Here is a 24,916-nt window from a genome sequence, read left to right on the forward strand (position 1 = left end):
CGCCGATCACTCTGCCGCTATCGTGGTCCGGTGAACAGGTCCAAAGTGCAGGCCTTTGACCGGTCCATAACGTCCGGATCCGACTTCCTCCAACTGGACATCGGCGACGCGCCGGCGGGCGGGCTGTCCGACTGGCTGGCCCGGCGGCTCCGGCTCGCGATCTCGGACGGCCGCCTGCCGGTGGGCGACCGGCTGCCTGCCACCCGGGTCCTGGCCGCGGAACTGCGCGTGTCCCGCGGCGTCGTCACCGAGGCCTACCGGCGCCTGGCCGAGGACGGGCACGTCGCCGGGCGCGGTCGGCGCGGAACGGTCGTCGTCGCCGCTCCCGTGGCCGCGCCGGCGGCGGCGCGGCCGCCCGCGCCCACCGGTCCGCCGCCGGTGGACGCGCTGTTCGCCGCGCCCGGCGCGGACGCCTTCGACGCGTTGCGAGCGGTCCCGGCCCGGATCGACCTGTCGCCCGGTCTGCCGGACCTGGCCGCGTTCCCGCGAGCGGCGTGGCTGCGCGCCGAGCGCTCGGTGCTCGGCGACCTCTCGGCGTCCGACCTCGGGTACGGCGATCCCCGAGGGGCCGCGGCGCTGCGCCTGGCCGTCGTGAACTGGCTGGCCCGCAACCGCGGGATCAGGGCGGACCCGGGCGAGGTGCTCGTCGTCGCCGGCGTCGCCCAGGCGCTCGGGCTGCTCGCGGAGGTGCTCCGGCACGACGGGATCTCCGAGGTGGCGGTGGAGGACCCCGGATCGCTCGGGGCCCGCCAGCACCTGCGCAGCCGGGGACTGGTCGCCCCGCCGGTCCCGGTCGACTCCGAAGGGATCCGCGTCGACGCGCTGCGCGCCCAGGGCGCCCCGGCCGTCCTGCTGACCCCGGCGCACCAGTTCCCGACCGGGGTGGTGCTCGGCGGCGGGAGGCGCCGCGAGCTGATGCGGTGGGCCGGTGAGGGCGGGCTGGTCATCGAGGACGACTACGACGCCGAGCACCGCTACGACCGGCCACCGGTTCCGGCTCTGCGATCGATGCTCGCCGAGCACGTCTGCTACGCCGGGAGCGTGTCCAAGCTCCTCGCTCCGGCCCTGCGCGTGGGGTGGGTCCTCGCGCCGCCGAAGTACCGCGACGCCCTCGTGGCGGCCAAGCGCCACGCCGACCTCGGCAACGCCGTGCTGCCGCAGATGGTCCTGGCACGGCTGATGGAATCGGGGGAGATGGAGCGCCATCTGCGCCTCCTGCGCAGACGCCACCGCCGCCGCAGGGACGCGATGATCGACGCGATCAGGACCCACCTCCCGGACGCGGTCGTGCACGGCGCCGCGGCGGGCCTGCACCTGATGATCACCTTCGACGCCGGCTTCGCCGACGCCGACCTCGCCGCAGCGTCGCTCGCGCGCGGCGTGAAGGTGCATCCGCTGTCGTGGCACGGCCGGCGCCCGGACCGGCCGGGGCTCGTCCTGGGCTACGCCGCGAGCACGCCGACCGCCATCGGCGAGGGCGTGGCGACCCTGGCCGACGTCCTGCGGCGGCTGCCGTGACAGCGGGACGGTGACCGGCGCGGCGATCTTCACCGAGCCGACGACTCAGGACACTGGCCGGTCCGCCCGTCCCGGGGGGGCTTCGGCGTCGCGCGAGGGGGCGGTGAGCATTCCCTCGGCGGCGTCCACCAGGTCCACCGCCCAGGGCTGCGGCGTGCCGGCCTCGGCGGTCGCGCCGCGCTGCTCCATGTCGCCCGCCGTCATGATGACGAGGGTGCGCAGCATCCGCAGCCGGTTGCGCAGCACGGCCTCCGGCAGCCCGGACAGGCGCGCGGTGATCCCGTCCCACACCGCGTTCAGCCCGTCGGCCTCCTCCCAGCCGAAGTGCAGGAACTCCCGCCGGTGGACGGGATCGGCGGCCAATTGGGAGAAGAACCGCGCGTAGTGGCTGCCTTCGAGGATGTTGGCCGCGAGGGGGAAGACGAGGGCCTCCAGGAGGACGCGGAGGTCGTCCTGCGGGCCGCCGTCGGCGATCCGCTTGAGCATCTCCATCCGCAGGGCGTTGATGTCGCGCATCCGGTACTCGAAGATCGCGCGGACCAGCTCCTGCTTGTCGCCGAAGTAGTAGTGCACGGCCGAGGTGTTGCGCTGCCCGGCCGCCGCCGCGATCTCGCGCAGGGAGACGGCGGCGATGCCGTTGACGGCGAACAGCCGCTCGGCCGTCTCGATGAGCCGTTCCCTGGTGGTGGACGCGGGAGAGCGCGGACTGGGCATGGTTCTCCTCGTGGTCGCGGGGACGCGTCCGAGTGGCGGCTGCCCCCAACGTACTCGGCATCCCCTCTTGCCGGATTAAAGCATACGCTTTAATGTGGCCTGCGTCATGCTTTTCCGAACAGTGTTAGGCAGAGTGGCCGCGCCGCGACCCCAGGGGGACACACGATGCAGACGATCCGGGAACTCGCCGAGCAGGGCTGGACGGGCGCCCTCGACCTGAAGGTCGACTTCCATCCGGTGCGGGTCCGGCGCTCGCGCGCCGAGGAGGTGCACGAGCGGATCCTCGTCTTCAGCGGGCTCGCCAACAGCTACGCCGTGGACACCGGCGACGGACTGGTGCTCCTGGACGCCGGGCACGTCGCCGAGGCCGCCGACCTGCACGCGCGGATCCGCGACTGGCGCCCCGACACCCCGCTGTACGGCGCGGTCTACTCCCACCACCACGTCGACCACGTCTTCGGCGTCGCCCCCTTCGACGCGGAGGCCGCCGAACGCGGGTGGCCGGCCCCGGTCGTCCACGCGCACGCCGACGTCGTCCCGCACTTCGACCGCTACCGCGCCACCAACGGGCTCAACACCGCGCTCAACCGCCGCCAGTTCGCCGTCGACACCCCGGACTTCCGCTGGCCCGACCGGTTCCGCCACCCCGATGTCGGCTACCGCGACCGGATGGCCTTCCACCGGGGCGACCTCACCTTCGACCTGCACCACGCCCGCGGCGAGACCGACGACGCCACCTGGACCTGGATCCCGGAGCTGAAGGCGGTGCACACCGGCGACCTGTTCATCTGGGCGCTGCCCAACGCCGGCAACCCGCAGAAGGTGCAGCGCTACGCGAGCGACTGGGCGCACGCGCTGCGCGAGATGGCCGCCCTCGGCGCCGAACTGCTGCTGCCCGGCCACGGCCTGCCGGTCTTCGGCGCCGACCGGGTCCGCAGGGCCTGCTCCGAAACCGCCGAGCTGCTCGAGTCCCTGGAGGCCCAGACCCTGGCCGCGATGAACCGGGGCCTGCCGCTGGACGAGGTCATCCATGCCGTCTCCGTCCCCGCCCACCTGGCCGACCGGCCCTACCTGCAGCCCGTCTACGACCATCCGCAGTTCGTCGTCCGCAACATCTGGCGCCGCTACGGCGGCTGGTACGACGGCGAGCCCGACAACCTGGTGCCCGCGCCGCGGGACGCGCAGGCGCGCGAATGGGTGCGCCTGGCCGGCGGGGTGCGCAGCGTGCTCGACCGCGCCGCCGAACTGCACCGGGACGGGGACTCCCGGCTCGCCTGCCACCTCGTCGAGCACGCCGTGCGCGCGGCGCCCGACGACGCCGACGTCCACGAGCTGCGCGCCCGGATCTACGCCGAGCGCGCCGCGGGGGAGTCCTCCCTCATGGTCCGCAACATCCTCGGCCACGCGGCCGCGGCCAGCCGCGAAGGCGAGCGCGACCTCGCCTCCCGCGGCTGACCCCGGCACGTCCGAAGGACCGTTACGAGTGAAAGGCGCCGAAACCGTGGCACTCCGTACCGCCAAGCGGGACACGCCCCCCGAAGCGGCCGCCGGCTCCCGCCGGGCCTGGCTCATCGTCGCGATGCTCGTGGTGCTGATGGCGCTGAACTACGCCGACAAGCTGGCGTTCGGCCTCGCCGCCACCCCGATCATCGCCGAGTTCGACCTGACGCTCGACCAGTTCGGGCTGGCCGGCAGCGCCTTCTACGTGCCCTTCTTCATCACCACCCTGCTGGTCGGGTTCGCGGCCGACCGGACCGGCAGCACCCGGCCGCTGGGCGCGATCGCGGTGCTGTGGGGCGTGGCGCAGATCTCCATGGTCTTCGCCACCGGCCTCGGGGTCATCCTGTTCTCCCGACTGCTGCTGGGCGCATCGGAGGGCCCCACCTACGGCCTGGTCAACCACGCGGCCTTCTCCTGGCTGAGGGACGGCGACCGCAACCTGGCCAGCTCCCTGCTCTCGGCGGGCGGCTCGCTCGGCGTCATGATCGGCGCACCGGTTCTGACCTGGCTCATCGTCGACCACGGCTGGCGGGCGGCGTTCCTGGTCTCGGGGCTGGCCAGCGTAGTGTGGTGCCTGGCCTGGATCTTCGTCGGACGGGAGGGGCCACTCAGCCGCAGGGACCCCGACTCCACGGCCGCGACCGCACCGGCCACCGCGGCGAAGGCGAGCGCCGCGGCCCCCGACACCACCGCGGCGGACGCGCACGGTCCCGGCCCCGTCGGGGGCGCCGCGCCCGCTCCGGGCACAGGGCCGTCCTTCCTGCGCATCGTCACCACGCCCACCTTCATCGCCGTGTCGCTGGGCGCCTTCGCAGGGAACTGGGCGATCGCCGTGGGCCTGTCCTTCAAGCCGCTCTACGCCGAACAGGTGCTGCACCTCACCGAGCAGCAGATCAGCCTGTTCATCATCGTCGGGCAGATCTTCACCACGGTGGCCGTCTACATCGGGCTCGGCTACACCATGAAGGCACTCATGGCCCGCGGCTTCTCCGGCCGCGTCTCGCGCGGCGCCCTCGGCGGCGCCTGCGTGATCGCGGCCGGGTTCGCGTTCATCGGCTTCGTGTACGCCCCCGGCCTGTACCCCAAGCTCGCCTGCAGCGTCCTCGGCGGCATCGGCCTGATCGCCTTCCCTGTCGGCAGCACCGTCATCGGCCAGATCGCCCCCGCCGCCCGCCGCGCGGGGGTGCTGGGCACCTACGCGGCGGTCTACGGCCTCGCCGGGATCATCGCGCCGTGGCTCACCGGGCTCATCGCCGAGCAGGCCGCCACCCAGGAGGCCGGGCTCAACAACGCCTTCCTCTTCTGGGGCGTCCTGACCGTGGTGTGCGGCGCCGTCGCGCTCGCCTGCACCCGTCCCGAACGCGACGCGGCGCGGATCGGCTCGGCTCCGCCACCCGCGAAGACCGGGTGAGGGCCGACCCCGCGGGCGGCGGGGCGGCTGCGCCCACGCCGCCCGCGGGCGTCCCTCCCTCAGCACCGGGGGCGGCCGGTCACTCCAGTGCCGGACGGCGTTCGGCGAAGCGGGTGGCCCGCTCGAACGCGCGGCCGTGGCGGAGCAGCGCCAGGTCGGCCCCGTAGGGCGCGACGAGCTGGACGCCCACCGGCAGGCCGTCCGGCGTGAAGCCGCCCGGCACCGACATCGCCGGGCAGCCCGTCACCGTCACGTGGCAGGCCGAGCGCATCCAGTCGAGGTAGTCCCTCATCGGCTCGCCCGCGACCTCGGTCGGGTACTCCAGTCCCACGTCGAACGGCGGAAGCTGGCTGACCGGCAGCAGCAGCAGGTCGTGGCGGCCGAAGAACTCCCGGAACCGGTGGAACAGCGCGGCCAGCCCCTCCTTGGCCCGGCCGACGTCCTCGCCCGACAGTGCGCGGCCGGCCGCGGCGTTGGCGACCACGGCCTCCTTCACCCGGCCGGGGTGGGCCTCGATCAGCGGGCCGAACGCCAGGTGGAACTGCCAGGCGCGCAGCGTGCGGAACACCTCGTCGGCGCCGGAGAGGTCCGGACGGACCTCCTCCACCACGCACCCCAGCCCGGCGAACGTCTTCGCCGCTTCGGTGACGACGCGCGCCACTTCCGGTTCGACCGGCAGCGCGCCGCCGAAGTCCGGCGAGAACCCCACGCGCAGCCCGCGCACGTCGTGCTCCAGCGGCGCCGCGAACACCGATCCCGGCTCGCCCAGCGCGCCGGGCGCCCGGGGGTCGGGTCCGGCGATCGCCGACAGCAGCAGGGCGGCGTCGGCGACCGTGCGCCCCATCGGCCCCGCCGTCGCCATCGTCTCCCAGGGCAGCGACGACGGCCAGGCGGGCACTCGCCCGGGGGTGGGGCGCAGGCCTACGACGTTGTTGAAGGAGGCGGGGTTGCGCAGGGAGCCGCCCATGTCGGAGCCGTCGGCGAGCGGGTGCATCCCCGCGGCGAGCGCGGCGGCGGCCCCGCCGCTGCTGCCGCCGGCCGACTTGGCGGTGTCGTAGGGGTTGCGGGTGGTCCCGAAGATCGGGTTGAAGGTGTGCGATCCGGCCGCGAACTCCGGCACGTTGGTCTTGCCGATCGTGATGGCCCCCGCGGCGCGCATCCGCTCCACGATCAGCTCGTCGCGTTCGGGCACGTGGTCGGCGAAGACCGGCGAGCCGAACGTGGTGCGCACGCCCGCGGTCTCGTGGGTGTCCTTGTGCGCGATCGGCAGGCCGTGCAGCGGGCCGACCCCGGCGCCGGAGGCCAGGCGCTCGTCGGCGGCGGCGGCCTCGGCCATCGCCCGCTCCGCGCACACCGTCACCACCGCGTTGACCGCGGGGTTGACCGCCGCGATCCGGTCCAGGTGCGCCCCGACCACCTCGCGGGCCGACACCTCCCGGGCGCGCAGCATCCGCGCGAGTTCCACGGCGTCCAGGCGGCACAGCTCAGTGCTCAACGATTCCTCCGGTCACGGTGTCGAAGGAGCGGCGAAGCTCCAGGTAGGCCTCGCGGGACATCTTCGGCCCGCTCTCCGCGACGACCCGGTCGGCCCCGGCGGCGCCGTCGCACAGCAGGTCGACGACGGTCATCGCCATGAACTTCGCCGGGTTCACGGCGGCGGCGACGTGGTCGGCGGTGTGGAAGCCGGGGCCGTGGAACGCCGCCGAGCTGCCGGAGGCCGCCCACGGGTGCACGACCGGCATGATGTGGCCGAGGTCGCCGGCGTCGGTGGAGCCGCCCATGCGGCCGCCGTCGCGCACCGTCTCCCGCACGCCGAACAGATCGGTGCAGTTGGCGTACATCAGGTCGGCGAGCGGCGCGTCGGTCTCCAGCGGGAGGTAGCCGCCGACCGTCTCGATCCGCACGTCCACGCCCAGCGCGAACGCCCCGGCGCGCAGCGCGCGGTCCACCTTCGCCGCGGCGTCGCGCATGGCCGCGACCGTCCCGGCCCGGATCATCAGCTCCATGTCGGCGCGGGCCGGGACCGCGCTGACCGCCTCCCCGCCGGTGAGGATCTGGCTGACCCGCACGGTGTCGGCGTCGTCGAAGGTGTCGCGCTGCGCGTCGATCGCCGCGATCGCCAGCGTCGCGGCCTTCAGCGCGTTGGCGCCGGCCCACGGCGTCGCGCCCGCGTGCGCGGCGACGCCGGTGAACGTGACGCGCTTGACCAGGGAGCCGTTCGCCGACATCGCGACCGCCGCGGCCGGCGAGCTCACCATCGGCCCGGCGTGCGTCATCATCGCGATGTCGACGTCGTCGAACGCGCCGAGCCGGATCAGCTCCGGCTTGCCGAGGATGAACTCGAAGTCCCCGGCCTCCCGGCGCGACAGCCGCCAGTCGACCTCGATGCACTCCTCAGCAGGCACGGCGAACAGCGCGACGTCGCCGTCGAGCCGGTCCATGACCGGGGCCAGGCCGAACCCGGCCCCGATCATCGACGCGATCTGGGCGTTGTGCCCGCAGGCGTGCGCAGCGCCGGTCTCGGGGTCGGCGTAGGGGTGGCCGGAGACCAGCAGCGAGTCCAGCTCGCCGAGGACCGCGACGGTGCGCCGCGACGTCCGGCCGCGCATGCGGGCCTTGACGCCGGTCCCGGCGAGCCCGTCCTCGTGGGCCAGGCCCATGCCGTCGAACCACCGCCGCACCCGCTCCGACGTGCGCGTCTCCCGCCAGCCCGTCTCGGGGTGGCGCAGGACCTCCTCGGAGACCGCGGTGACCTCCTCGGCGCGCCGGTCGATCTCCGCACAGACGGCGGCCTTCAGCCGCGCGCGCTCCGCTGCCGCATCCGTCGCGGTCGTGTCGCTCATGGCTCGCACTCCTCCCTCTCTACTTCTCCGCGGCGACCGGCACCGACGGCGTCGGCTCCTCCGGCGCGCCGGCCCTCCGGCGCGCGTTCAGCACGAGCTGGGCCGCGGCGGCCACCGCGACGTTGACGACGAGTGCGACGACGCCCTCGCTGACGTCGCCGAAGCGCAGCGGTGTGAACGTCAGGACGATGACCGCGCCGACACCGGTCAGCATGCCCAGCATCGCCGGCCCCGCGTCGAGCAGCCGCCGCCTGCCGATCGCGGCGAGCAGCGCCGGCGCGAGCTGGGTCAGGCCGCTGAACGTGAGCAGCAGCAGGTTCGCCAGCAGGTCGGGGCGCAGGATGCCCAGGACCAGCGCGAGCGAGGCCGAGGCGACCACCACGCCGTGGTTGACGGCGAACCTCGCGCGCTCCCCGCGCGGTGTGACCAGGTTGTTCGCGACGAGCGTCGAGATGCCCAGGCACATCGCCGCCCCGGGCACCATCGCGGTCGCGGCGGCGGCGACGGCGACCACGCCGGTGGCCCAGTCCGGCAGCGCGCCGGCGGCGAGCGTGAGCAGCACGGCGTCGCTGCGGGTGCCGGAGTCGAGCACGAGCAGCCCGGTGAAGCCGACGATGATCGGCAGGATGATGACCACCTGGTACAGCGGCAGGAACACGTTGTTGGTGCGGATCACCGCCGCGCTGCGGGAGGCGAGCATGGGCGGCCACATATGCGGCAGCGTCAGGAACGCGCTGCCCAGCGCGGAGACGAGGACGTTGCTGAACCACCAGGTCCGGGAGAAGCCCTCGACGTCGCCGACGGTCAGCATCTCCGGGCGCAGCTCGCGGACCTGCTCGAACAGCGCGCCGATTCCGCCGGCGTAGTGCATCGGGACCAGGACCGCGATGACCGCGATCACGACGATCACCAGCGCGTCCTTGAAGTAGGCGGTCGTCGCGATGCCGCGGATCCCCGACCACAGGACGAAGGCCACCATCAGAACGGTCGCCACGATCATGCTCAGCGTGCCCGACGCCGCGTCCCCGGTGACCAGTTCGACGATCAGGCCCAGCCCGGTGATCTGCAGCTGCAGGTAGGGCAGCAGGAACACCACGCCGATGACGGCGACGAGCCTGCCGAACAGCGGACTGGAGTAGCGGTGCGCGTAGAAGTCGGCCTGGGTGATGTAGCCGTGCTCCTTGCCCAGCCGCCAGATCATCGGGCCGATGAAGAACAGTCCGAGGTAGCTCAGCGGGATGTAGGGGATGGCGTAGGTGGCGGCGGCGCCGCCGGTGAACGCCAGGCCGGCGACGGCGAGGAAGGTGAAGGTCGTGAACGACTCGCCGGCCTGGAGGAACCACATCGACAGCGCGCCGAAGTCGCGGCCCCCGACCGTCCACTCCGAGAGGTTCACCGACTTCTTGCGGCCGAGCAGGCCGAGGAGCGCGATGACGGCCATTCCGGCCAGGGACACCAGGAACGTCGTGGTCAGCACGGGCCGTCCTCCTCGTCGGCACCGCGGTGGGTGCGGTTCACCAGCGCCAGGAACGGCGTGATCGCCAGGACCCACACCGAGGTCCAGACGAACAGCGCGGGCAGGCCGAACCAGAGCCGGTCGGTGTTGACGAACGGCAGCCACACCGACGACAGCAGTGCGGCGACGGGAACGGCCAGCAACGCCACGGCGCCTTTGCGGCTCACCGGAGCGCCCCGGTGGTCCGTGTGGTGGGGGAGTCGGACACGTCGGCCTCCTTGGCTGAAGAAAACGTGTGGCCAAGAATGCATGTGCCGCCTGTTACAGACAAGTGGAATCGCTATAGTGACGAAAACAGCCATCAGAATGACCGGAGGGCGCTACCATGCCGCAGGAGCTGGACGGACTCGACCGGCGGATCATGGCCGCTCTCCAGGTCGACGGGCGGGCTCCGTGGCGCCGGATCGCCGCCGTGCTGGGCGAACCGGAGCGCTCGGTCGCGCGGCGCGGCAACCGGCTGCTGGAGCGCGGGCTCGTCACGGTCATCGGACTGTGCATCGGCGGCGAGCCGGTCATCGTCCGCAGCCGGCACGCCAGCGGCGGCCTCCGCATGGGCGGCACCGCGCTCGCCCGCCGCTCCGACACGACGTTCAGCTACGCGGTCACCGGGACCGCGGACTGCGTCACCGAGCTGTTCTGCGCGCCGGAGCGGCTGCTGGCCCTCACCGTGGACGAACTGCCCGGCCTGCCCGGCGTCGTCGGCGTCGAGACGCTGCCGGTGCTGCACTACTACCGGACCGTGCACGAGTGGTTCCCCGGCGTCCTCACCTCCGACGAGACCGCGGGGCTCTGCGAGTTCGAGCCGATCACGCCCACGGCGCAGAACCCGCCGCCGGACTCGTTGAGCGAGGTCGACCACGCGATCCTGCGCGGACTGTCGGGCAACGGCCGGCTCACCCACGAGGTGCTCGGCCGCATGGCCGGGGTGTCGGAGCCGACGGCCCGGCGCAGGGTGGAGTCGCTGCGCGCCAGCGGCCTGGTCCACCTGCGCGCGGTCGTGGAGCCCGCCCTGCTGGGGCTCCCGGTCGAGGCGCTGCTGTGGATCAAGGCCGCGCCGCACGCGACCGACGAAATCGGCCACGGGCTGCTCGAATCGACGTGGGTGCGCTACGCGGCCGTGCTGATGGGCGAGTACCAGATCCTGTGCCACGTGGCCGCGCCGTCAAAGGCGGAGCTGCACGACTTCATCTCGCGCGGCGCGTGGTCGCGCCGCGCCGCAGCCGTGGACACCTCGCTCATCGTCAGCCCGTTCAAGCGCAGCGGCGTCCTGCGCTCCCGCTGACCACGGGAGCGCAGGACGCGTGCGCCGCCGCTGCGGCGCCGCGGTCGCGGTGCCCGGCCGCACCGCATGTTCGGCCCCCGGCCGGGTAGCGGTCGCCGCGAAGGAGGACGCGAATTGCCTTTGCGGATCGAGGACTACGCGCTGATCGGGGACACGCAGACGGCGGCGCTGGTCGGGACCGACGGGGGGATCGACTGGCTGTGCCTGCCCCGGTTCGACTCCGGGGCCTGCTTCGCGGCTCTGCTCGGCGACGCCGACAACGGCCGCTGGAGTATGGCCCCGGCGGGGCCGCACCGGATGCTGGGGCGGCGCTACCGCGACGACAGCCTGGTGCTGGAGACCGAGTTCGGTGACGACGAGGGGGCGATCCGGGTCGTCGACTGCATGCCGATCCGCGACCGCGCGCCCGACCTGGTGCGGCGGGTGGAGGGCGTGCGGGGCCGGGTCCGGGTCCGCTCCCGGCTGAAGGTCCGCTTCGACTACGGCTACGTCATCCCGTGGCTGCCCGGCGACGGCCACCGGCTGCGCATGGTCGCGGGCCCCGACGCCGTCCACCTCGACTCCGACGTCGAGTTCGACGTCGACGACCCGACGGAACCGGTGGCGGAGTTCACCGTCGCCGAGGGCCAGAGCGTGGGCTTCCGGTTGACGTGGACCCCGTCGACCGCGCCCGAACCGCGGGATCTCGACATCGGCCGGGCCATCGACGACACGGACGAGTGGTGGCGGGAGTGGGCCGGGCGCTGCGACTACGGCGGGGAGTACCGGGAGGCGGTCATCCGGTCGCTGATCACGCTCAAGGCGCTCACCTACGCGCCGAGCGGCGGCATCGTCGCGGCCCCCACCACCTCGCTGCCCGAGCAGTTGGGCGGGGTGCGCAACTGGGACTACCGCTACTGCTGGATCCGCGACGCCACGTTCACCCTGCTGGCGCTCTTGGACGCCGGGTACGAGGAGGAGGCCGCCGCGTGGCGGGAGTGGCTGCTGCGCGCGGTCGCCGGGCACCCGGGGCAGATGCGGATCATGTACGGGATCGAAGGCGAGCGCCGGCTGCCGGAGAACGAGCTGGACTGGCTGTCCGGCTACGCCGGGTCGCGCCCGGTGCGCATCGGCAACGAGGCCGCCCGGCAGTGGCAGCTCGACGCCTACGGCGAGATCATGGACGCCCTGCACCAGGCCCGCGACCGCGGCATCCCGCCGGACGAGCAGGCGTGGCGGCTGCAGCGCGCGCTGATGGAGTTCCTGGAGTCGCGCTGGGACGAACCCGACAACGGCATCTGGGAGATGCGCGGCCCGCGCCGCCACTTCACCCACTCCAAGGTGATGGCCTGGACGGCGGTGGACCGCGCGGTCAAGGCCGTCGAGGACTTCGAGCTGAGCGGTCCGGTGGAGAAGTGGAAGCGGCTGCGCGACGAGATCTTCGACGAGGTGTGCGCCAAGGCCTACGACGGTGAGCGCCGCACGTTCACGCAGTACTACGGCTCCTCGGGGCTGGACGCGTCGCTGCTGCTGATGACCAGCGTCGGTTTCCTGTCGGCCGACGACGAGCGGATGGAGGGCACCGTCGCGGCCATCGAGCGCGAGCTGTGCGAGGACGGCTTCGTCCAGCGCTACGCCATGAGCGCGTGGAGCAGGGAGGTCGACGCGCTGCCCCCGGGCGAGGGCGCCTTCCTGCCCTGCACGTTCTGGCTCGCCGACAACCACATCCTGCAGGGGCGGGTGGAGGAGGGGCGCGCGCTGTTCGAGCGGCTGCTCGGCCTGCGCAACGACCTGGGGCTGCTGGCGGAGGAGTACGATTCGCGCGCCGGGCGGATGGTGGGCAACTTCCCCCAGGCGCTGTCGCACATCGCCCTGGTCAACACCGCCTTCACCCTCCAGACCTCGCACGGCCCGACCCAGCGGCGAGCGGAGACCGGCCGGCACGAGCAGCCGCCGGAGTGAACGCCGATACCGGGGTCAGCGCGATCGGTCGGGGCCCGCGGCGGAGGGCGGCCGCGGGGGCGGGCGCACGCCGCTGATGACGAGGCCGCTGCGCGGGCGGGCCGGGACGCGGCGCAGCGAGATCGTCAGGTCCTGGTCCGGGACGTCGTAGTCCAGCCGTGCCAGTCGGAGCACCAGGGCCTGCAGCAGCGCGACGGCGACGCCCTCACCCGGGCACCGGTGGCCGGTGTGCGGGTCGCCGCCGCCCTGCGGAACCAGGTCGTCGCGTCCGGCCGGTCGGTCGAGGAAGCGCTGCGGGGCGAAGGCGTAGGGGTCGGTCCACAGCCCGGCGTCGTGGTTCTGCCCGTACAGGTCGAGCAGCACGAGCGCGCCGGCCGGGATCGGTTCGCCGCGCCAGGTCAGGTCCGCGGCCGCCCGGCCGCCGATGAAGGGGGCGAACGGGTAGAAGCGCCGGACCTCCTGCACGAACGCCTCGGCGTAGGCCGCGCCCTCCTCGCCGCCCTCGCGCAACCGCGCCCGGTGCCGCGGCCACAGGTGCAGCGCGTGCGCCGCGAAGGCGACGAACCAGCAGACCGCGACGGTGGGGCGTACGACGTTGAGCAGCTCCACCGCCGCCACGCGCGGGTGCAGCGGTTCGCCGTCGGCGTCGCGGTGCCGCGCCACCACGTCGAGCGCCGAACCCGGCTGCGCGGTGACCGCGCCGCCGCGCACGTCCTCCACCAGGCCCGCCAGCCCGGCCTCCCGGCGTCCGCGCGCCCACCGGGCGCGCCAGTGGCGCGGGCCCGGGGTGGCGAAGCCGTCGACCATGGCCACCAGGTCGCGGGCCATCGGGGCCGCATCGGCCTCGTCCAGGGGGACACCGGCCCACCGGCAGACCCCCCGGGTGACGATCCGGCTCGCCTCGTCGAACAGCACGACCCGCGGGCGGTCCGCCCACGACGCGACCGCCTCGTCCCACGCCGAGGTCGTGCGGTCGACCAGCGCGGCGATGCCGGCGGGGTCGGCGAGCAGGGACAGGAACATCGCCTTGCGCACGCGGTGGGCCTCCCCGTCGAGGGTGTGCACCGACCCGTTGCCGAACAACGTGCTGCGCACCGGCTCGGGGATGGCGGTGTGCCGGCGCACGTGGCGCTCGTCGTAGAAGAACCGCACCGCCTCCGGTCCGCACAGGCCCACGGCGTGTTGGCCCAGCACCCGTGCGCGGACCACGCCCCCGGCGGCGCGGCGGCGGCGGTCGGGCAGCCAGGCGTAGCCTTTGGCCAGCATGTACGGGGTGCTGTCGATCAGCGGAGCGCGGTGTGAACCCATGCATCCCGCATTGCCCCGGCCGCCCGTTGCCAAACACGCGGGCGGGCCCTTCGCCGAGGACCGGGTGCGAGCGCGGATCGCCGGCCGCCCCGTCGGCCACCGGCTCGCGCGCCCCGGTCGCCCGCGGATCCGGACGGCGGGCTCCGGTGAACCGGATATCGAAGTCCGGGACCGTCCGGACGGGCGTTTTCCCGGCAGGGTCGCGGGTAGTGGCGGCCGAACCATTCACGTGCAGCTCATCACGGTAAAGGAACCGATTCTCGTGCGAGTCAAGGACCGTGTCGCCGTCGTCACCGGCGCCTCGAGCGGCATCGGGCGGGCCACCGCCCTGGCCCTCGCGAAGAAGGGGGCCGCGGTGGTGCTGGCCGCCCGGGGCGAAGAAGCGCTGGAGCAGGTCGCCGAGGAGTGCCGCTCCCACGGCGGGCAGGCCCTCGCGGTCCCCACCGATGTGGCCGACCACGAGAGCGTCGAGGCGCTGGCGCGGCGGGCCGCCGAGCGGTTCGGGCGGATCGACGTGTGGGTGAACGCCGCCGCGCTGACCCTGTTCGGGCCGTTCAGCGAAGTGCCGTTGCAAGACTTTCGCAGGGTCGTGGACGTGAACCTCATGGGGTATGTCCACGGGGCCCGGGCGGCCCTGCCCCACCTGCGGGAGCAGGGGCGCGGCGTCCTGGTCAACGTCTCCTCGATCGTCGGTGTGGTGGCCCAGCCCTACACCCACGCCTACGGCGTGACGAAGTTCGCCATCCGCGGACTCAGCGCCTCCCTGCGCCAGGAACTGCGGCTGGAGGGGGCCCGGCGGATCCACGTGTGCAGCGTGCTGCCGGCCACGATCGACACGCCGTTCTTCCAGCACGCCGCGAACTACACCGGGCGCAAGGTGGTGGCGATGCCCCCGGTCTACACACCGGAGAGCGTGGCCCGCGCCATCGTGGACCTGGTGCGCGTGCCGCGCCGCGAGGTCGTCGTCGGACCCGGCCGCGGTCTGGTCGCCCTGTCCAAGACCGCCCCGGGACTGGCCGAGCGGATCATGGGAACCCAGGTGGACCGCGCCCACCTGTCGCGCAAGGAACCCGCGGCCGCCGGCAGCGGCAGCCTCTACCGGCCGGCGCCCGGAACCGGGAGCGTGCACGGAGGCTGGCACGGCCGGCGCCGCACCGCCGTGCGGCGCCTCGCCGCGGCCGCGGCGCTGGGCGCAGTCGCCGCCGCGGGCGTCCGCCGATGCCGGCGCTGATCCGTCCCCCGATCCGGATCGGGCGCGAGTTCACACCGGCGGCGGGGACCCGCGTGCACGCGGCCGTCGTGGGACCGGCCGCGGCCGAAGAGGTGGTGTGCGTGCACGGTCTGGGATGCTCGCACCGTTACTTCATGCCCTTCGCCCGCGCGCTCGCGCCCGCGTTCCGGGCCGTGGCGGTGGACCTGCCCGGTTTCGGGCGGACCCCCGGCCCCGTCGAGGCCCTGGACATCCGCGGCCTGTCCCGCGCGCTGGCCGACTGGCTGCGTGCGAGCGGCCGGGCGGGAGCGCCCTTGGTCGCCAACTCCGTGGGCTGCCAAGTGGTCGTGGACATGGCCGTGCACGCGCCGGAGCTGATGGGGCCCGCCGTCCTCAACGGCCCCACGATGGACCGGCGCGCCCGGACGCTGCCCCGGCAGCTGGCGCGTCTGGCGCTGGACGGACTCCGGGAGCGGCCGAGCCTCGGCGCGGTCCTCGCCCGCGACTACCTCGACTGCGGACCGCGTCGGCTGGTCGCCACGTTCGCCCATGCGCTGGCCGATCCGGTGGAGCGCAAGCTGCCGCGCGTCCGCGGGCCCGCACTGGTGCTCCGCGGCACCCGCGACCCCGTGGTCCCGCACGAATGGGGCGCGGAAGTGGCCGGCCTGCTGCCGACCGGCCGGCTGATCGAAGTGTCGGGATTCGGACACACCCTGAACTACTCGGCCCCCGAGGAGCTGGCGCGGATCACGCGCGACCTGCTCGACGGGGAGAGGCCGATCGTGAGGAGATGCTCATGGGACGTCTGCGCGCCGCCCGGATGCTGACCGACTTCGACTCGTCGGTGAACATGGTCCGGGCCCTCGGCCGCTTCCTGCGCGGCAAGGACCACCGGGGCATGTCCGTGGGGCCCGGCTCGGCGGTTCTGGCCGGAGCCGCTTCGGCGCCGCCCCATTCGCTGCGCCGTGCGTCCTTCACCGCCATGGGACGCGGCCAGGGGATTCCGCTGAACTGGGCGCAGCAGGTGCGCGCCGACGAACTCGCCGAGTGGGTGACCCGGCAGTACGGCTCCGGTCCGTATCCGGCCGTCGTCATCGGCTCGGCGAGCGGTGCTGCGGTGTTCCTGGCGGCGGCGCTGCGGGCCCCGTTCCTGCCGCAGACCCTGCTGGTGGGAGCCCATGACACCGCCACCCACCCCGACGACCCCATCGGCGCGATGCGCGCCCTGGCCCCCACCGCGCGCATGGTGGCGGCGAACAACCCCGAGGTCGCCGTGCACCACATGCACGATCCCGCCCAGGACCGCCCGATGCTGGAGGGAATGGCCTATCTGCGGCTCAAGCGGCTCCGGCTCGGCCGCGTCTACGAGCGCTTCCTCGAACAGCGACTGGCACCGGGAGCGACGGTCATCCAGCTGGAGTGCACCCGCGACTGGCGCACCCGGCAGGTGGGAGAGCGCGCTTATTTCCAGTTCGGCGCCCTCGGCGGGGTGTCGGAGGAGGAGTACCACAACAGTGGGGAGCGCATCGCCGATTACCTGGCCGGGCAGAACTCCCCCCGGTGGCGGTGGGAGCCGCCCGAGCCCGACGGCCGGCGCCCCGAAGCCGAATGGGGGTTCGATCCCGCGCTCACCCGCGACATCGAGACCGCCGCCGCCCGCAACGGCTACTCGCTGCGCAGGCTCACCGTGACCGAACCGCAGCAGCTGAGCCCGTTCGCCGCCGATCTGTACCGCTGGTGGTACCGCGGCCGCGGCATGCCCGCCAACCGCCTGCTCGTGCAGTCCTACGTGCAGTGGGACCCGATGTGGACGCTGCGCCTGGGCGCGGTCCCGTTCTGGCTCAGGTTCAACATGCGGCCCTCGTATGAGGACCTGGACCGCTACCTCGACGCCGCCGCCCTCTACGACCGCATCCACCTCAACCTCTTCTCCCAGGGGCTGTGGTCGCCCGGGGCGGTGTCCATCGAGCAGTGGCGGCACCTCATCACCGGCCGTGCCCGCGAACAGGAGGACGTCATCGGGGTCGACACCGGCGCCTACCCGAGCGACACCGGGAGCACCCTTCGCTACCAGCCCGCGTTCCGGTCCCTTCCGCCCCGCTACTCGCTGCCCGCCCCGCTCACGGTGGGCGACGTCGACGAGTTCTGCGGGGGCACCGCGTGGACGGGGCCGAGCACCTGAACCCCCGTCGCCCCGTGCTCGGCCGGTCGCGCCCGCACTCGGGGAGAGCCGTGCGCCGCACGGCCCCGGAGTCGATGCCCGATGAAAGCCTCGGCATTGTCCGCAGCGGTCGCTCCCCGGTTCGCCGACCGGAACCGCCGTCGAGGGAGGAGAAGCCGGTGAGCGAGGTCCGACCTGAGGAGCTCGCGAGGGTGTTCGCCGACATCACGAGGGATCTGCTGGCGCAGGGATCGCTGCAGCACGTCCTCGATGAGATCGTGCGGCTGGCGGTGCGGACCATCGACGGCTGCGAGGAGGCCGGTGTGCTGCTTGTGGACCGCAGGCGGCGCCGCTTTGAGACGCCCGCGACAACCGGTGAGCTGGTCAGAGCATCCGACGAGGCGCAGTTCGAGTCCGATGAGGGGCCGTGCCTGGACGCGGCCCGGCACGAGCGCAGCTTCCTCGTGGTCGACATGGCGCGGGAGACCCGGTGGCCGCGCTACCGGCCGCGCGCGGTGGAGCTGGGCATCGCCGCCATGATGGGGTTCGAGCTGTTCCCCCACGAAAGGGTCTTCGGCGCGCTGGACCTGTATTCACGCAGGGCGCACGCCTTCGACGAGCACTCCAGGGAGGTGGGCTGGGTGTTCGCCTCGCACGCGGCCGTCGCGATCGCCGCCGTCCAGCGGGGGGAGACGCTGCGCGCCGGTTATGAGACCCGGCAGGAGATCGGTGCGGCGGTGGGCATCCTGATGGAGCGCCACGGGCTCACCGGCGAGCAGGCCTTCGATGTGCTCAGGCGGGCATCCATGGAGTTCAACACCAAGCTCCACGAGGTGGCCGCCAGGTCACGCGGACCGGGGAGGCGCCCTCCGGCAGTCGGCCCGGTCGTAGTGGGCATACCTGACCCATGAGTTCTCAGCAGCCCTTGTTCGGGACCGACCCGGCCGCCGAGCACCTGGCCGCGCTGCTGCGCAGGCAGCGCGAGGAGCTGCGGGGCCGCACCGCCACCATCGGTGCCTCCGCGGTGGTGCACGCGGTGGAGGAGACCACCTGGATCGGGATGCGGGTGGCGGTGCCGGCCTGCCGGGCCACCGCCGATCCGATGCGGCTGCGCCCCAGTGACCGCCCCGTCACCTGCCAGCGGTGCCGCCGCCGCACGGCTCCCCGCCGGAGCGGCGGTGTGCCCGCAGGCCAGCTCGCCCTCGACACCGGTTCTCCGTAGCCCATCATCCCGCCCGGGGGCGCACCGGTCGGCCGGGCGGTCCCTCGCCCCGCGGCCTCAACCGGACAGGGGGAGGACGGTGCGGCCCCGCGGGTGCGCGCCGCCGGGCGCGCCGCCCCCCGGGAACGGGAGGTGCGTCCGGCGCGGACGCCGTCCCGCCGCGCCCCGCCGCCGAAGCAGACGGCAAAGGTGTGCGCGAACCCGCGCCACCGCTTCGGCCGGGAGGCGCGGCCCCACGCCGGGCTCACCGGTGAAGGACGCGCCAAGAGGGCCGCACTCTCCCGGCAACCTCCCGCAGAACCGTCCCTGCACCTAAAGGCCCACTCGACTTCTGCAGACCTCAATAGGCGTAGTGCCGTGAGAGGTCGGTGATCACGGTCAGCATCGCGCGGACGGCGGGCGTGGTCGTCGGTGAGGTGACGGCGGAGATGCGTCGGAGCACGCGGGGGCGTATCTCCCGGAGCGCGACACCGGGGCCCATGTGGTCCGCGGCGAGCCGGGGTACCAGGGCCACACCGACACCGGAGGCGACGAGGCGGCTGACGGCGAGGTAGTCGTCGCTCTCGAAGGCGACGTGAGGGCGGAACCCGGCGGCGGCGCAGAGGTGGTCGAGCTGTTCCCGGCACATGGGGTCCGGGCCGCTGTCGCGGATCCACGGCTGCTCGCGCAACTCGGCGATGGCCACGTGACGCGGGTCGGCGGCCGCGGCGGGATGGTCGGCGGGCAGGGCGACGTGCATCGCATCGTCGAGCAGTCGGTGCCGGTCGAGGTCGCCCACCGGCAGCGTCGGCCCGGGGTGGTAGTCGAACACGACGGCGAGGTCGAGCGCGCCATCGCGGACGAGAGCCGGGCAGGCAGCGGGTTCACGGATGTCCAGGCTCATCTGGACGTCGGGGTGTTCGCGGCGGAACACGCCGATGGCCTCGGGGAGGAGGCGTGCCCCGGCACTGGGGAACGTGGCCAGCCGGAGTCGGCCCGCACGGAGGTTGACCAGGTCGGTCAGTTCCGTCTCGGCGCGCTGGAGGCGCTGCAGAAGCGCTCCGGTGTGCTCGGTGAGCAGCCGGCCGGCCTCGGTGAGGCGCACTCCGCGGGCGTGCCGGATCAGCAGTGGGGTGCCGGTCTGCCGCTCCAGGGCGGCGATCTGCTGGGACACCGCGGAGGGAGTGAACGCCAGCTCGGCGGCGGCCTTGGTCATCGAGCCCTGCTCGGCCACGGAGTGCAGGACCACCAGATGACGAAACTCCAGCATCAAGTCCAGCTTAACACCGGGTGCCGAAGACGTCGCTGGTGTTACACCTGGACGCCGACGATGCTGGTGACCATGGACTTCGCGCCTCGTCCCCCTACTGACGCGGCCCGCCCCGGCGGCGGGCCCGCGGCCGACCGAACGCACCGGCGGCGGAGGGGCGAGTGGATCTCGGGGTGCGGTGCCGCGGTCGCCGCGCTGTTCCTGATCGGCACCTCGGCACCGGTCGCGGCCAGACTGGGGGACTACCCCCTACTCGGCGGGCAGGCCGTCCGGTTCGCCGTCGCGGCGGTGGTCCTGCTGGCGCTGCTGCCCGCCGCGGGCGGGGCCGCCCCGTCCCGGCCGACGGTGCGAGACCTCGCGGGGTCGGCCGTGCTGGGGCTGGTCGGCATCGCCGGGTTCAACGTCTTCCTCGTGGCCGCCGCCCGTGCGGCCGATCCCACGCTGGTCGGCACGGTGCTGGCCGTGGCTCCGATCGCCCTGGCGGTCCTCGGTCCGGCGATGCGCCGGCACCGCCCGAGCCCCACGGTCGCGGCCGGATGCGTGATCGTCGCGGTCGGCACCGTCGCGGCCACCGGGTCGGGCGGCAGCGGCGCATCCGGAGCGCTGCTGTGCCTCGGTGCGCTGGTCTGCGAGATCGCCTTCTCCCTGCTCGCGGTCCCGCTCATCGACCGGCTCGGAACCCTGCGCACCACCGCCTACGCCGTCACCGCGGCCGCGCTCCTGCTCGCCGCCGCAAGCCTCTCCGCCGAGGGCGCCGCCGGCCTCCTCCGCACGCCCACGGCGACCGAACTGGCCTGCCTGCTCTATCTGGCACTGGTGATCGCCGTCGCGGCCAACCTGCTCTGGTACGCGGCCCTGCCCCGCATCGGGGCCGACCACGCGGGCCTGTTCTACGCCTTCACCCCCATCGGTGCGTTGACCGCCGGTCTGCTGCTGCACACCAGCACGCCCACGGCGAGTGGGCTGGTGGGCCTGGTGCTGACCGTCACGGGACTGCTCGTCGGCCTCGCCCCCGCACCGGTGCGCCGGCGCCGCCGAGCGGGTCGCGCCACCGCGAGGCCGACACCCGCGCCTCCCGACCGGAGCGGACCGGCCCGGCCCCGGTCGCCGGGCTCCGGCGTCCAGCGGTGCTGAGGTCGGCGGGCACCGTCGGGGCGCGCCGACTCCGGGTCGGCGGCGCCGATCTCCCCGCGCGAGGCGATCCGCGTCAGCTCGGTGTGCGTGTCGATGCAGAACGGGCACCGGTGCAGCCGCGCGGTGAGCAGCGCCGTGTACTCCCGCTCCGCGGCCGTCCAGAACGACGGGCCGCGCATCGCCCGGGAGGTGAGCTCCGGCATGGTGTGGCCGAAGAACCCCGGTCGGTACAGCAGGACCTTGACGATGTCGGCCGTCTCGGCACCGGACAGGCGCGCCGCCATCGACATGAACAGGCGGGCGCGCCGCCGATGCCCGCGCTCAAGGACCCCGAGCCGCATGCCGGTGGGGCTATAGCGGCCCGGTGACGATCGAGCGGGCCGGATCGGCGGATCGGGCCCGGACACCGTTCCGCGGCCATCGGGGAATTGCGGGCACGGCCCGCAGCGTATTCTCTCGTCCCATTACGCCGGGTCAGCGAGTATCGTGCCGCCCTCATTCGCCGGGCTTGTCGGGAAATCCGCATTGACCCGTTCGTTTTCGGTGGTCCGGAACCTGAGCCGGTACCGTAGCGGCCGTTTGGTCGAGCACCCATCGGACAGACCGATCACGCACAGTGATTGCCGCTGATCCGTCTACCAGGGGTAGGGAATGACCACGATCGCCTTCGACCACACGACCACCGACTACCGGCTGCCGCACGCGCGGTGCCTGGCCTACGCGGCGCAACTCGCCTACGAGGACGAGGAGCAGGTCGAGCAGAAGGCGCGCGAATGGGGGTTCGACCGCGTCCGGTTCTTCCGGGTGCCGCACACCCCGCCGTTCCCGCTGGAGGACACCCAGGCCTACGCCATGGCCAGCGACGACATGGTCATCATCGCCTTCCGCGGCACCCAGGCCGAGGAGATCCGCGACTGGCTCTCCGACGCCAACGCCCCCATGGTCCCCCACTCGGGCAACACCGGCATGGCGCACTGGGGGTTCAGCACCGCCCTGGAGGCGGTCTACCCCGACATCCTCGACGCGGTCCGGGAGTTCCGCGCCGACGGGCAGTCGCTGTGGTTCACCGGGCACAGCCTCGGCGGCGCCCTGGCGATGCTGGCCGCCGCCCGGATGCATTTCGTCGACGGCCTGCTGGCCGACGGCGTCTACACCTTCGGCCAGCCGCGCACCTGCGACGCGGCGCTCGCCGATGCCTACGACACGGCGTTTCGGGGCCGGATGTTCCGGTTCGTCAACAACAGCGACATCGTCGCCCAGGTCCCGCCCGAACCGATCTACCGCCACGTCGCCGAGATGAAGTACTTCGACGCCGACGGCCGCATGCGCGACAGGGCGCCGTCCCTCATGGGCGGTCTGGCGGACCGGGTCAAGGGCCACACCGCCGACGTGTTCGCCCCCGGCACCGACGGCATCCGCGACCACTACATGGACGCCTACATCGCCCGCCTCGACACCGCAGCCGGCTGAGTCGACCCGCACGGCCGCGCCCGCGGTGCGGGGACGTCATCGGTCAACGTGGCCGCCTGGCGCTCCCGCCGCGTTTGCGTGATCACGGTGTCCCCCAGTCGGGTACGAGCCGACCGCCCGTCGGGAACGCGTCGGCGCCCGCACCGCCCGGCCCCGTGGAGGGCGGTGCGGGCGCCGACGCCGGTCAGTTCCGCGAGGCGGGGGCCGGTCGGCCGTAGGTCATGCGGCGGAGGAACCACTCGGCCGGTCCCTGCCTGAAGCCGGCGCGGCGCATGGTGTCGGCCAGCACGACCGTGGCCAGCCACACCGCGACGCCGAGGCCGACGGCCTGCGCGTCGGTCAGGGAGGGACCGATCCCCAGGGCGTAGGGCGGGATCAGCACCGCCCAGACCGCCGACTGCAGCAGATAGGAGGTCATCGACCGCTGCCCGGTCGCGGCGAGTGCGGTGACGACCGGCCCGCGCCGCCGCCCCAGCCGGAGCGCGACGAGCGCGATGACCGCCGCGTAGCCGAAGCCGCCCGCGTAGCCGACGACCAGGTGCAGCCAGAAGACGGCGGCCGCGGCCATCGGGGAGGCGTCCCACACCTCGATGTTGATCAGTGCGTGCGGGATCCCGCCGAGTACCGCCGCGCCGATCCCCCAGACCGCGACGCGCCGCAGCAGGACGCGGTGCCGCTGCGGTTCCTCCAGCAGGCGGCGCCGCGCGGCCCACACGCCGATCATGAACGGGAACGCCGAGATCGCGATCATCAGCGGCCAGAAGAAGGGCAGCGTCACCACGCGCATCGCCATGTCGAGCAGGGGAGTGACGTCCTGGGACCCCTCCTGCGCGGCGGAGTACAGCACGTTGTTGACCGCCGCGTAGAAGAGGCCGCCGACGGCCATCCAGGCGAACGCGTGGGTGAGCAGCCGACGGTCGGTGAACTGCAGGACCGCGGTGAACAGCAGGGCGATGAGGCCGTAGACGGCGATGATGTCGCCGTAGAACAGCAGCGCGGTGTGTGCGACGCCGATGGTCACCAGCCAGCGGCCGCGCCGGCGCAGCAGGCGGCGCACCCACGGCCATTCGCGTCCTTCGGCCGCGCGGCGGAGGTGGATCTGGGCGAGGCCGTAGCCGAAGAGGGCGGCGAACATCGGGTAGCCCCGGTTCTCGCCGAACAGCGCCATGAAGGCGGTGACGGCGACGTCGAAGGGGCCGTCGAGTGCGTAGCCGCCCCCGCCGGTGGCCACGCGGAACATGTGGGCGTGGACGGTGGCGATGACGAGCAGCATGAACCCGCGGGCCAGGTCGGGGGCGAGCGAGCGCTGCGCCGTGGGGACCGCGCCGGACTCCGGCGGCGGGCCGCCTCGGGTGGTCGTGTTCTGGGGCATGGGTCCGTCCTCGATCGTCCATCGAACCTTAGATACGATTCCGTATCCAACAGGAGGAATATAAGATACGCAGACGTATCCAAGGAAGGGGCTGGGTGTGACCGACCGGAACCGGACAGCCGACGGGGACGCCCGGACGCCCGCCAGGCGGCGCCGCGGCGAGGAGCTCGTGGCCGCCATCCACGAGGCGGCCCTGGAGGAGACCGTCGAGCACGGGCTGGGACGGCTGAGCATGGAGGGCATCGCGCGCAGGGCCGGCACCGCCAAGACGTCCCTCTACCGGCGCTGGTCCTCGCCCGAGGACATCGTGATCGAGGCGCTGTACCGGACGTATCCGATGGAGGAGCCCTCCCCGGGCGCCGACGACCTGCGCGGCGACCTCATCGCCGCGCTCGCGCTGATGCGCGACGGGGCGATGCAGCCGGTCCACGGTGCGGTCATGGCCGCCCTGCTGGAAGAGGCGCGCCGCCGGCCAGACCTGCACGAGCGGCTCTACAGCGACGTGTTCGACGCTCGCGGCGGCCGGTTCACCCGCACCGTGCTGCTGCACTACGCCGAGCACGGCCACATCGACCCCGCGCGGCTCACCCCCGTGGTGTTCGACATCGGCGAGGCGCTCATGCTCAAGTACGGCCTCGACACGTTCGCGCTGCCCGATGACGCCTACATCGCCGCCATCGTCGATCAGGCGATCCTGCCGGCGGTCGGCCACGGCCCCGGGCCCCCGCCGAGCGCACGAGTATGACGAGGGCGGCCGTCGGACCCCGGTCGACGGGGTCTGCCCGGTGGCCGCGGCCGGACGCCCCGCCCTGCGGTGCCGGGACCGGCGCCTCATTCGAATCCGGTGGTCTCCTGTCTCCCGGCGGACGTCCCTCCCGGATCCGACGCGGGGCGTCGAGCCGGTTCCCGTCCGACGCGCGGCTCCTTCGCCGGACTGTCCATAACGGTCTCCGCATCCGCTCCGTAATCAATGCGGCCCGTGATCGGACCATTGCGACATCACGCTCCTTCTGTGCGGGCCCGGTGCGACCGCCGATGCGGTTTGGCGGTAGATCTCCCCATTTC

General features: G+C 73.4%; 21 protein-coding genes. 13 read left to right on the forward strand and 8 right to left on the reverse strand.

Features of this window, described 5'->3' with window-relative positions; all coding sequences use genetic code 11:
• Window positions 1-30 precede the first annotated feature (30 nt).
• On the forward strand, window positions 31-1,518 hold the full coding sequence (gene pdxR, locus HDA32_RS10795; protein WP_179643064.1) for a MocR-like pyridoxine biosynthesis transcription factor PdxR: 1,488 nt from the start codon (window positions 31-33) through the stop codon (window positions 1,516-1,518).
• A gap of 45 nt (window positions 1,519-1,563) precedes the next feature.
• On the opposite strand, the gene HDA32_RS10800 is transcribed toward pdxR, so the two are convergent.
• Window positions 1,564-2,232 carry a TetR/AcrR family transcriptional regulator gene (locus HDA32_RS10800; protein WP_179643065.1) on the reverse strand — a complete coding sequence of 223 codons (669 nt, stop codon included), beginning with the start codon at window positions 2,230-2,232 and terminating at the stop codon, window positions 1,564-1,566.
• A gap of 165 nt (window positions 2,233-2,397) precedes the next feature.
• Here HDA32_RS10800 and HDA32_RS10805 point away from each other — a divergent pair, with 165 nt between their 5' ends.
• Window positions 2,398-3,687, forward strand: a complete 1,290-nt coding sequence (locus tag HDA32_RS10805; protein WP_179643066.1) for an alkyl sulfatase dimerization domain-containing protein — start codon at window positions 2,398-2,400, stop codon at window positions 3,685-3,687.
• Window positions 3,688-3,733: 46 nt separating this feature from the next.
• Window positions 3,734-5,143 (forward strand): MFS transporter, encoded by a 1,410-nt coding sequence (locus HDA32_RS10810; RefSeq protein ID WP_179643067.1) that lies wholly within the window; start codon window positions 3,734-3,736, stop codon window positions 5,141-5,143.
• A 79-nt stretch (window positions 5,144-5,222) separates the two neighbouring features.
• Here HDA32_RS10810 and HDA32_RS10815 read toward each other — a convergent pair whose 3' ends face one another.
• From HDA32_RS10815 to HDA32_RS10830, 4 genes are read right to left on the reverse strand one after another with little or no spacing between them, the layout of a single operon-like run.
• On the reverse strand, window positions 5,223-6,593 hold the full coding sequence (locus HDA32_RS10815) for an amidase (protein ID WP_179646608.1): 1,371 nt from the start codon (window positions 6,591-6,593) through the stop codon (window positions 5,223-5,225).
• Between the two features lie 34 nt (window positions 6,594-6,627).
• The gene (locus HDA32_RS10820; protein WP_179643068.1) at window positions 6,628-7,986 is read right to left on the reverse strand and encodes an amidohydrolase; all 1,359 of its coding nucleotides are present in this window, start codon (window positions 7,984-7,986) and stop codon (window positions 6,628-6,630) included.
• A gap of 19 nt (window positions 7,987-8,005) precedes the next feature.
• Window positions 8,006-9,463: a sodium:solute symporter family protein gene (locus HDA32_RS10825; RefSeq protein ID WP_218882400.1), complete on the reverse strand. Its 1,458-nt coding sequence runs from the start codon at window positions 9,461-9,463 to the stop codon at window positions 8,006-8,008.
• The gene (locus HDA32_RS10830; RefSeq protein ID WP_179643069.1) at window positions 9,457-9,669 is read right to left on the reverse strand and encodes a hypothetical protein; all 213 of its coding nucleotides are present in this window, start codon (window positions 9,667-9,669) and stop codon (window positions 9,457-9,459) included. Before HDA32_RS10830 ends, HDA32_RS10825 begins: the two co-directional genes overlap by 7 nt.
• A gap of 158 nt (window positions 9,670-9,827) precedes the next feature.
• Between HDA32_RS10830 and HDA32_RS10835 the strand changes: the two genes are divergently transcribed.
• Together HDA32_RS10835 and HDA32_RS10840 are read left to right on the forward strand one after the other, a co-directional pair.
• Window positions 9,828-10,784 carry an Lrp/AsnC family transcriptional regulator gene (locus tag HDA32_RS10835; protein ID WP_179643070.1) on the forward strand — a complete coding sequence of 319 codons (957 nt, stop codon included), beginning with the start codon at window positions 9,828-9,830 and terminating at the stop codon, window positions 10,782-10,784.
• Between the two features lie 66 nt (window positions 10,785-10,850).
• Window positions 10,851-12,725, forward strand: coding sequence for a glycoside hydrolase family 15 protein (locus HDA32_RS10840; RefSeq protein ID WP_218882401.1), 1,875 nt, complete (start codon window positions 10,851-10,853; stop codon window positions 12,723-12,725).
• A gap of 15 nt (window positions 12,726-12,740) precedes the next feature.
• Here HDA32_RS10840 and HDA32_RS10845 read toward each other — a convergent pair whose 3' ends face one another.
• A complete protein-coding gene (locus tag HDA32_RS10845) occupies window positions 12,741-14,033 on the reverse strand; it encodes a cytochrome P450 (RefSeq protein ID WP_179643072.1) in 1,293 nt (430 codons plus the stop codon).
• A gap of 262 nt (window positions 14,034-14,295) precedes the next feature.
• Here HDA32_RS10845 and HDA32_RS10850 point away from each other — a divergent pair, with 262 nt between their 5' ends.
• The 5 genes from HDA32_RS10850 (at window position 14,296) to HDA32_RS10870 (ending at window position 18,626) form a co-directional block, all read left to right on the forward strand.
• Window positions 14,296-15,264, forward strand: coding sequence for an SDR family oxidoreductase (locus HDA32_RS10850; protein ID WP_179643073.1), 969 nt, complete (start codon window positions 14,296-14,298; stop codon window positions 15,262-15,264).
• A complete protein-coding gene (locus tag HDA32_RS10855) occupies window positions 15,252-16,070 on the forward strand; it encodes an alpha/beta fold hydrolase (RefSeq protein ID WP_179643074.1) in 819 nt (272 codons plus the stop codon). The genes HDA32_RS10850 and HDA32_RS10855 overlap by 13 nt, the downstream gene beginning before the upstream one ends.
• A complete protein-coding gene (locus HDA32_RS10860; RefSeq protein WP_179643075.1) occupies window positions 16,040-17,425 on the forward strand; it encodes a hypothetical protein in 1,386 nt (461 codons plus the stop codon). Before HDA32_RS10855 ends, HDA32_RS10860 begins: the two co-directional genes overlap by 31 nt.
• 158 nt (window positions 17,426-17,583) lie before the next feature.
• The gene (locus HDA32_RS10865) at window positions 17,584-18,315 is read left to right on the forward strand and encodes a GAF and ANTAR domain-containing protein (protein ID WP_218882402.1); all 732 of its coding nucleotides are present in this window, start codon (window positions 17,584-17,586) and stop codon (window positions 18,313-18,315) included.
• Window positions 18,312-18,626 carry a hypothetical protein gene (locus HDA32_RS10870; RefSeq protein ID WP_179643076.1) on the forward strand — a complete coding sequence of 105 codons (315 nt, stop codon included), beginning with the start codon at window positions 18,312-18,314 and terminating at the stop codon, window positions 18,624-18,626. Before HDA32_RS10865 ends, HDA32_RS10870 begins: the two co-directional genes overlap by 4 nt.
• A 340-nt stretch (window positions 18,627-18,966) precedes the next feature.
• Here the strand turns inward: HDA32_RS10870 and HDA32_RS10875 are convergent, their stop codons facing one another.
• A complete protein-coding gene (locus tag HDA32_RS10875) occupies window positions 18,967-19,875 on the reverse strand; it encodes a LysR family transcriptional regulator (protein WP_179643077.1) in 909 nt (302 codons plus the stop codon).
• A 72-nt stretch (window positions 19,876-19,947) separates the two neighbouring features.
• Here HDA32_RS10875 and HDA32_RS10880 point away from each other — a divergent pair, with 72 nt between their 5' ends.
• Together HDA32_RS10880 and HDA32_RS10885 are read left to right on the forward strand one after the other, a co-directional pair.
• Window positions 19,948-21,009 (forward strand): DMT family transporter, encoded by a 1,062-nt coding sequence (locus tag HDA32_RS10880; RefSeq protein WP_179643078.1) that lies wholly within the window; start codon window positions 19,948-19,950, stop codon window positions 21,007-21,009.
• A gap of 651 nt (window positions 21,010-21,660) precedes the next feature.
• The gene (locus tag HDA32_RS10885) at window positions 21,661-22,479 is read left to right on the forward strand and encodes a lipase family protein (protein ID WP_179643079.1); all 819 of its coding nucleotides are present in this window, start codon (window positions 21,661-21,663) and stop codon (window positions 22,477-22,479) included.
• 184 nt (window positions 22,480-22,663) lie between these two features.
• Here the strand turns inward: HDA32_RS10885 and HDA32_RS10890 are convergent, their stop codons facing one another.
• On the reverse strand, window positions 22,664-23,851 hold the full coding sequence (locus HDA32_RS10890) for a DUF418 domain-containing protein (protein WP_179643080.1): 1,188 nt from the start codon (window positions 23,849-23,851) through the stop codon (window positions 22,664-22,666).
• Between the two features lie 97 nt (window positions 23,852-23,948).
• Between HDA32_RS10890 and HDA32_RS10895 the strand changes: the two genes are divergently transcribed.
• Window positions 23,949-24,596, forward strand: coding sequence for a TetR/AcrR family transcriptional regulator (locus HDA32_RS10895; protein WP_179643081.1), 648 nt, complete (start codon window positions 23,949-23,951; stop codon window positions 24,594-24,596).
• Window positions 24,597-24,916: the final 320 nt, after the last annotated feature.

Source organism: Spinactinospora alkalitolerans (genome assembly GCF_013408795.1).
Taxonomy (GTDB): domain Bacteria; phylum Actinomycetota; class Actinomycetes; order Streptosporangiales; family Streptosporangiaceae; genus Spinactinospora; species Spinactinospora alkalitolerans.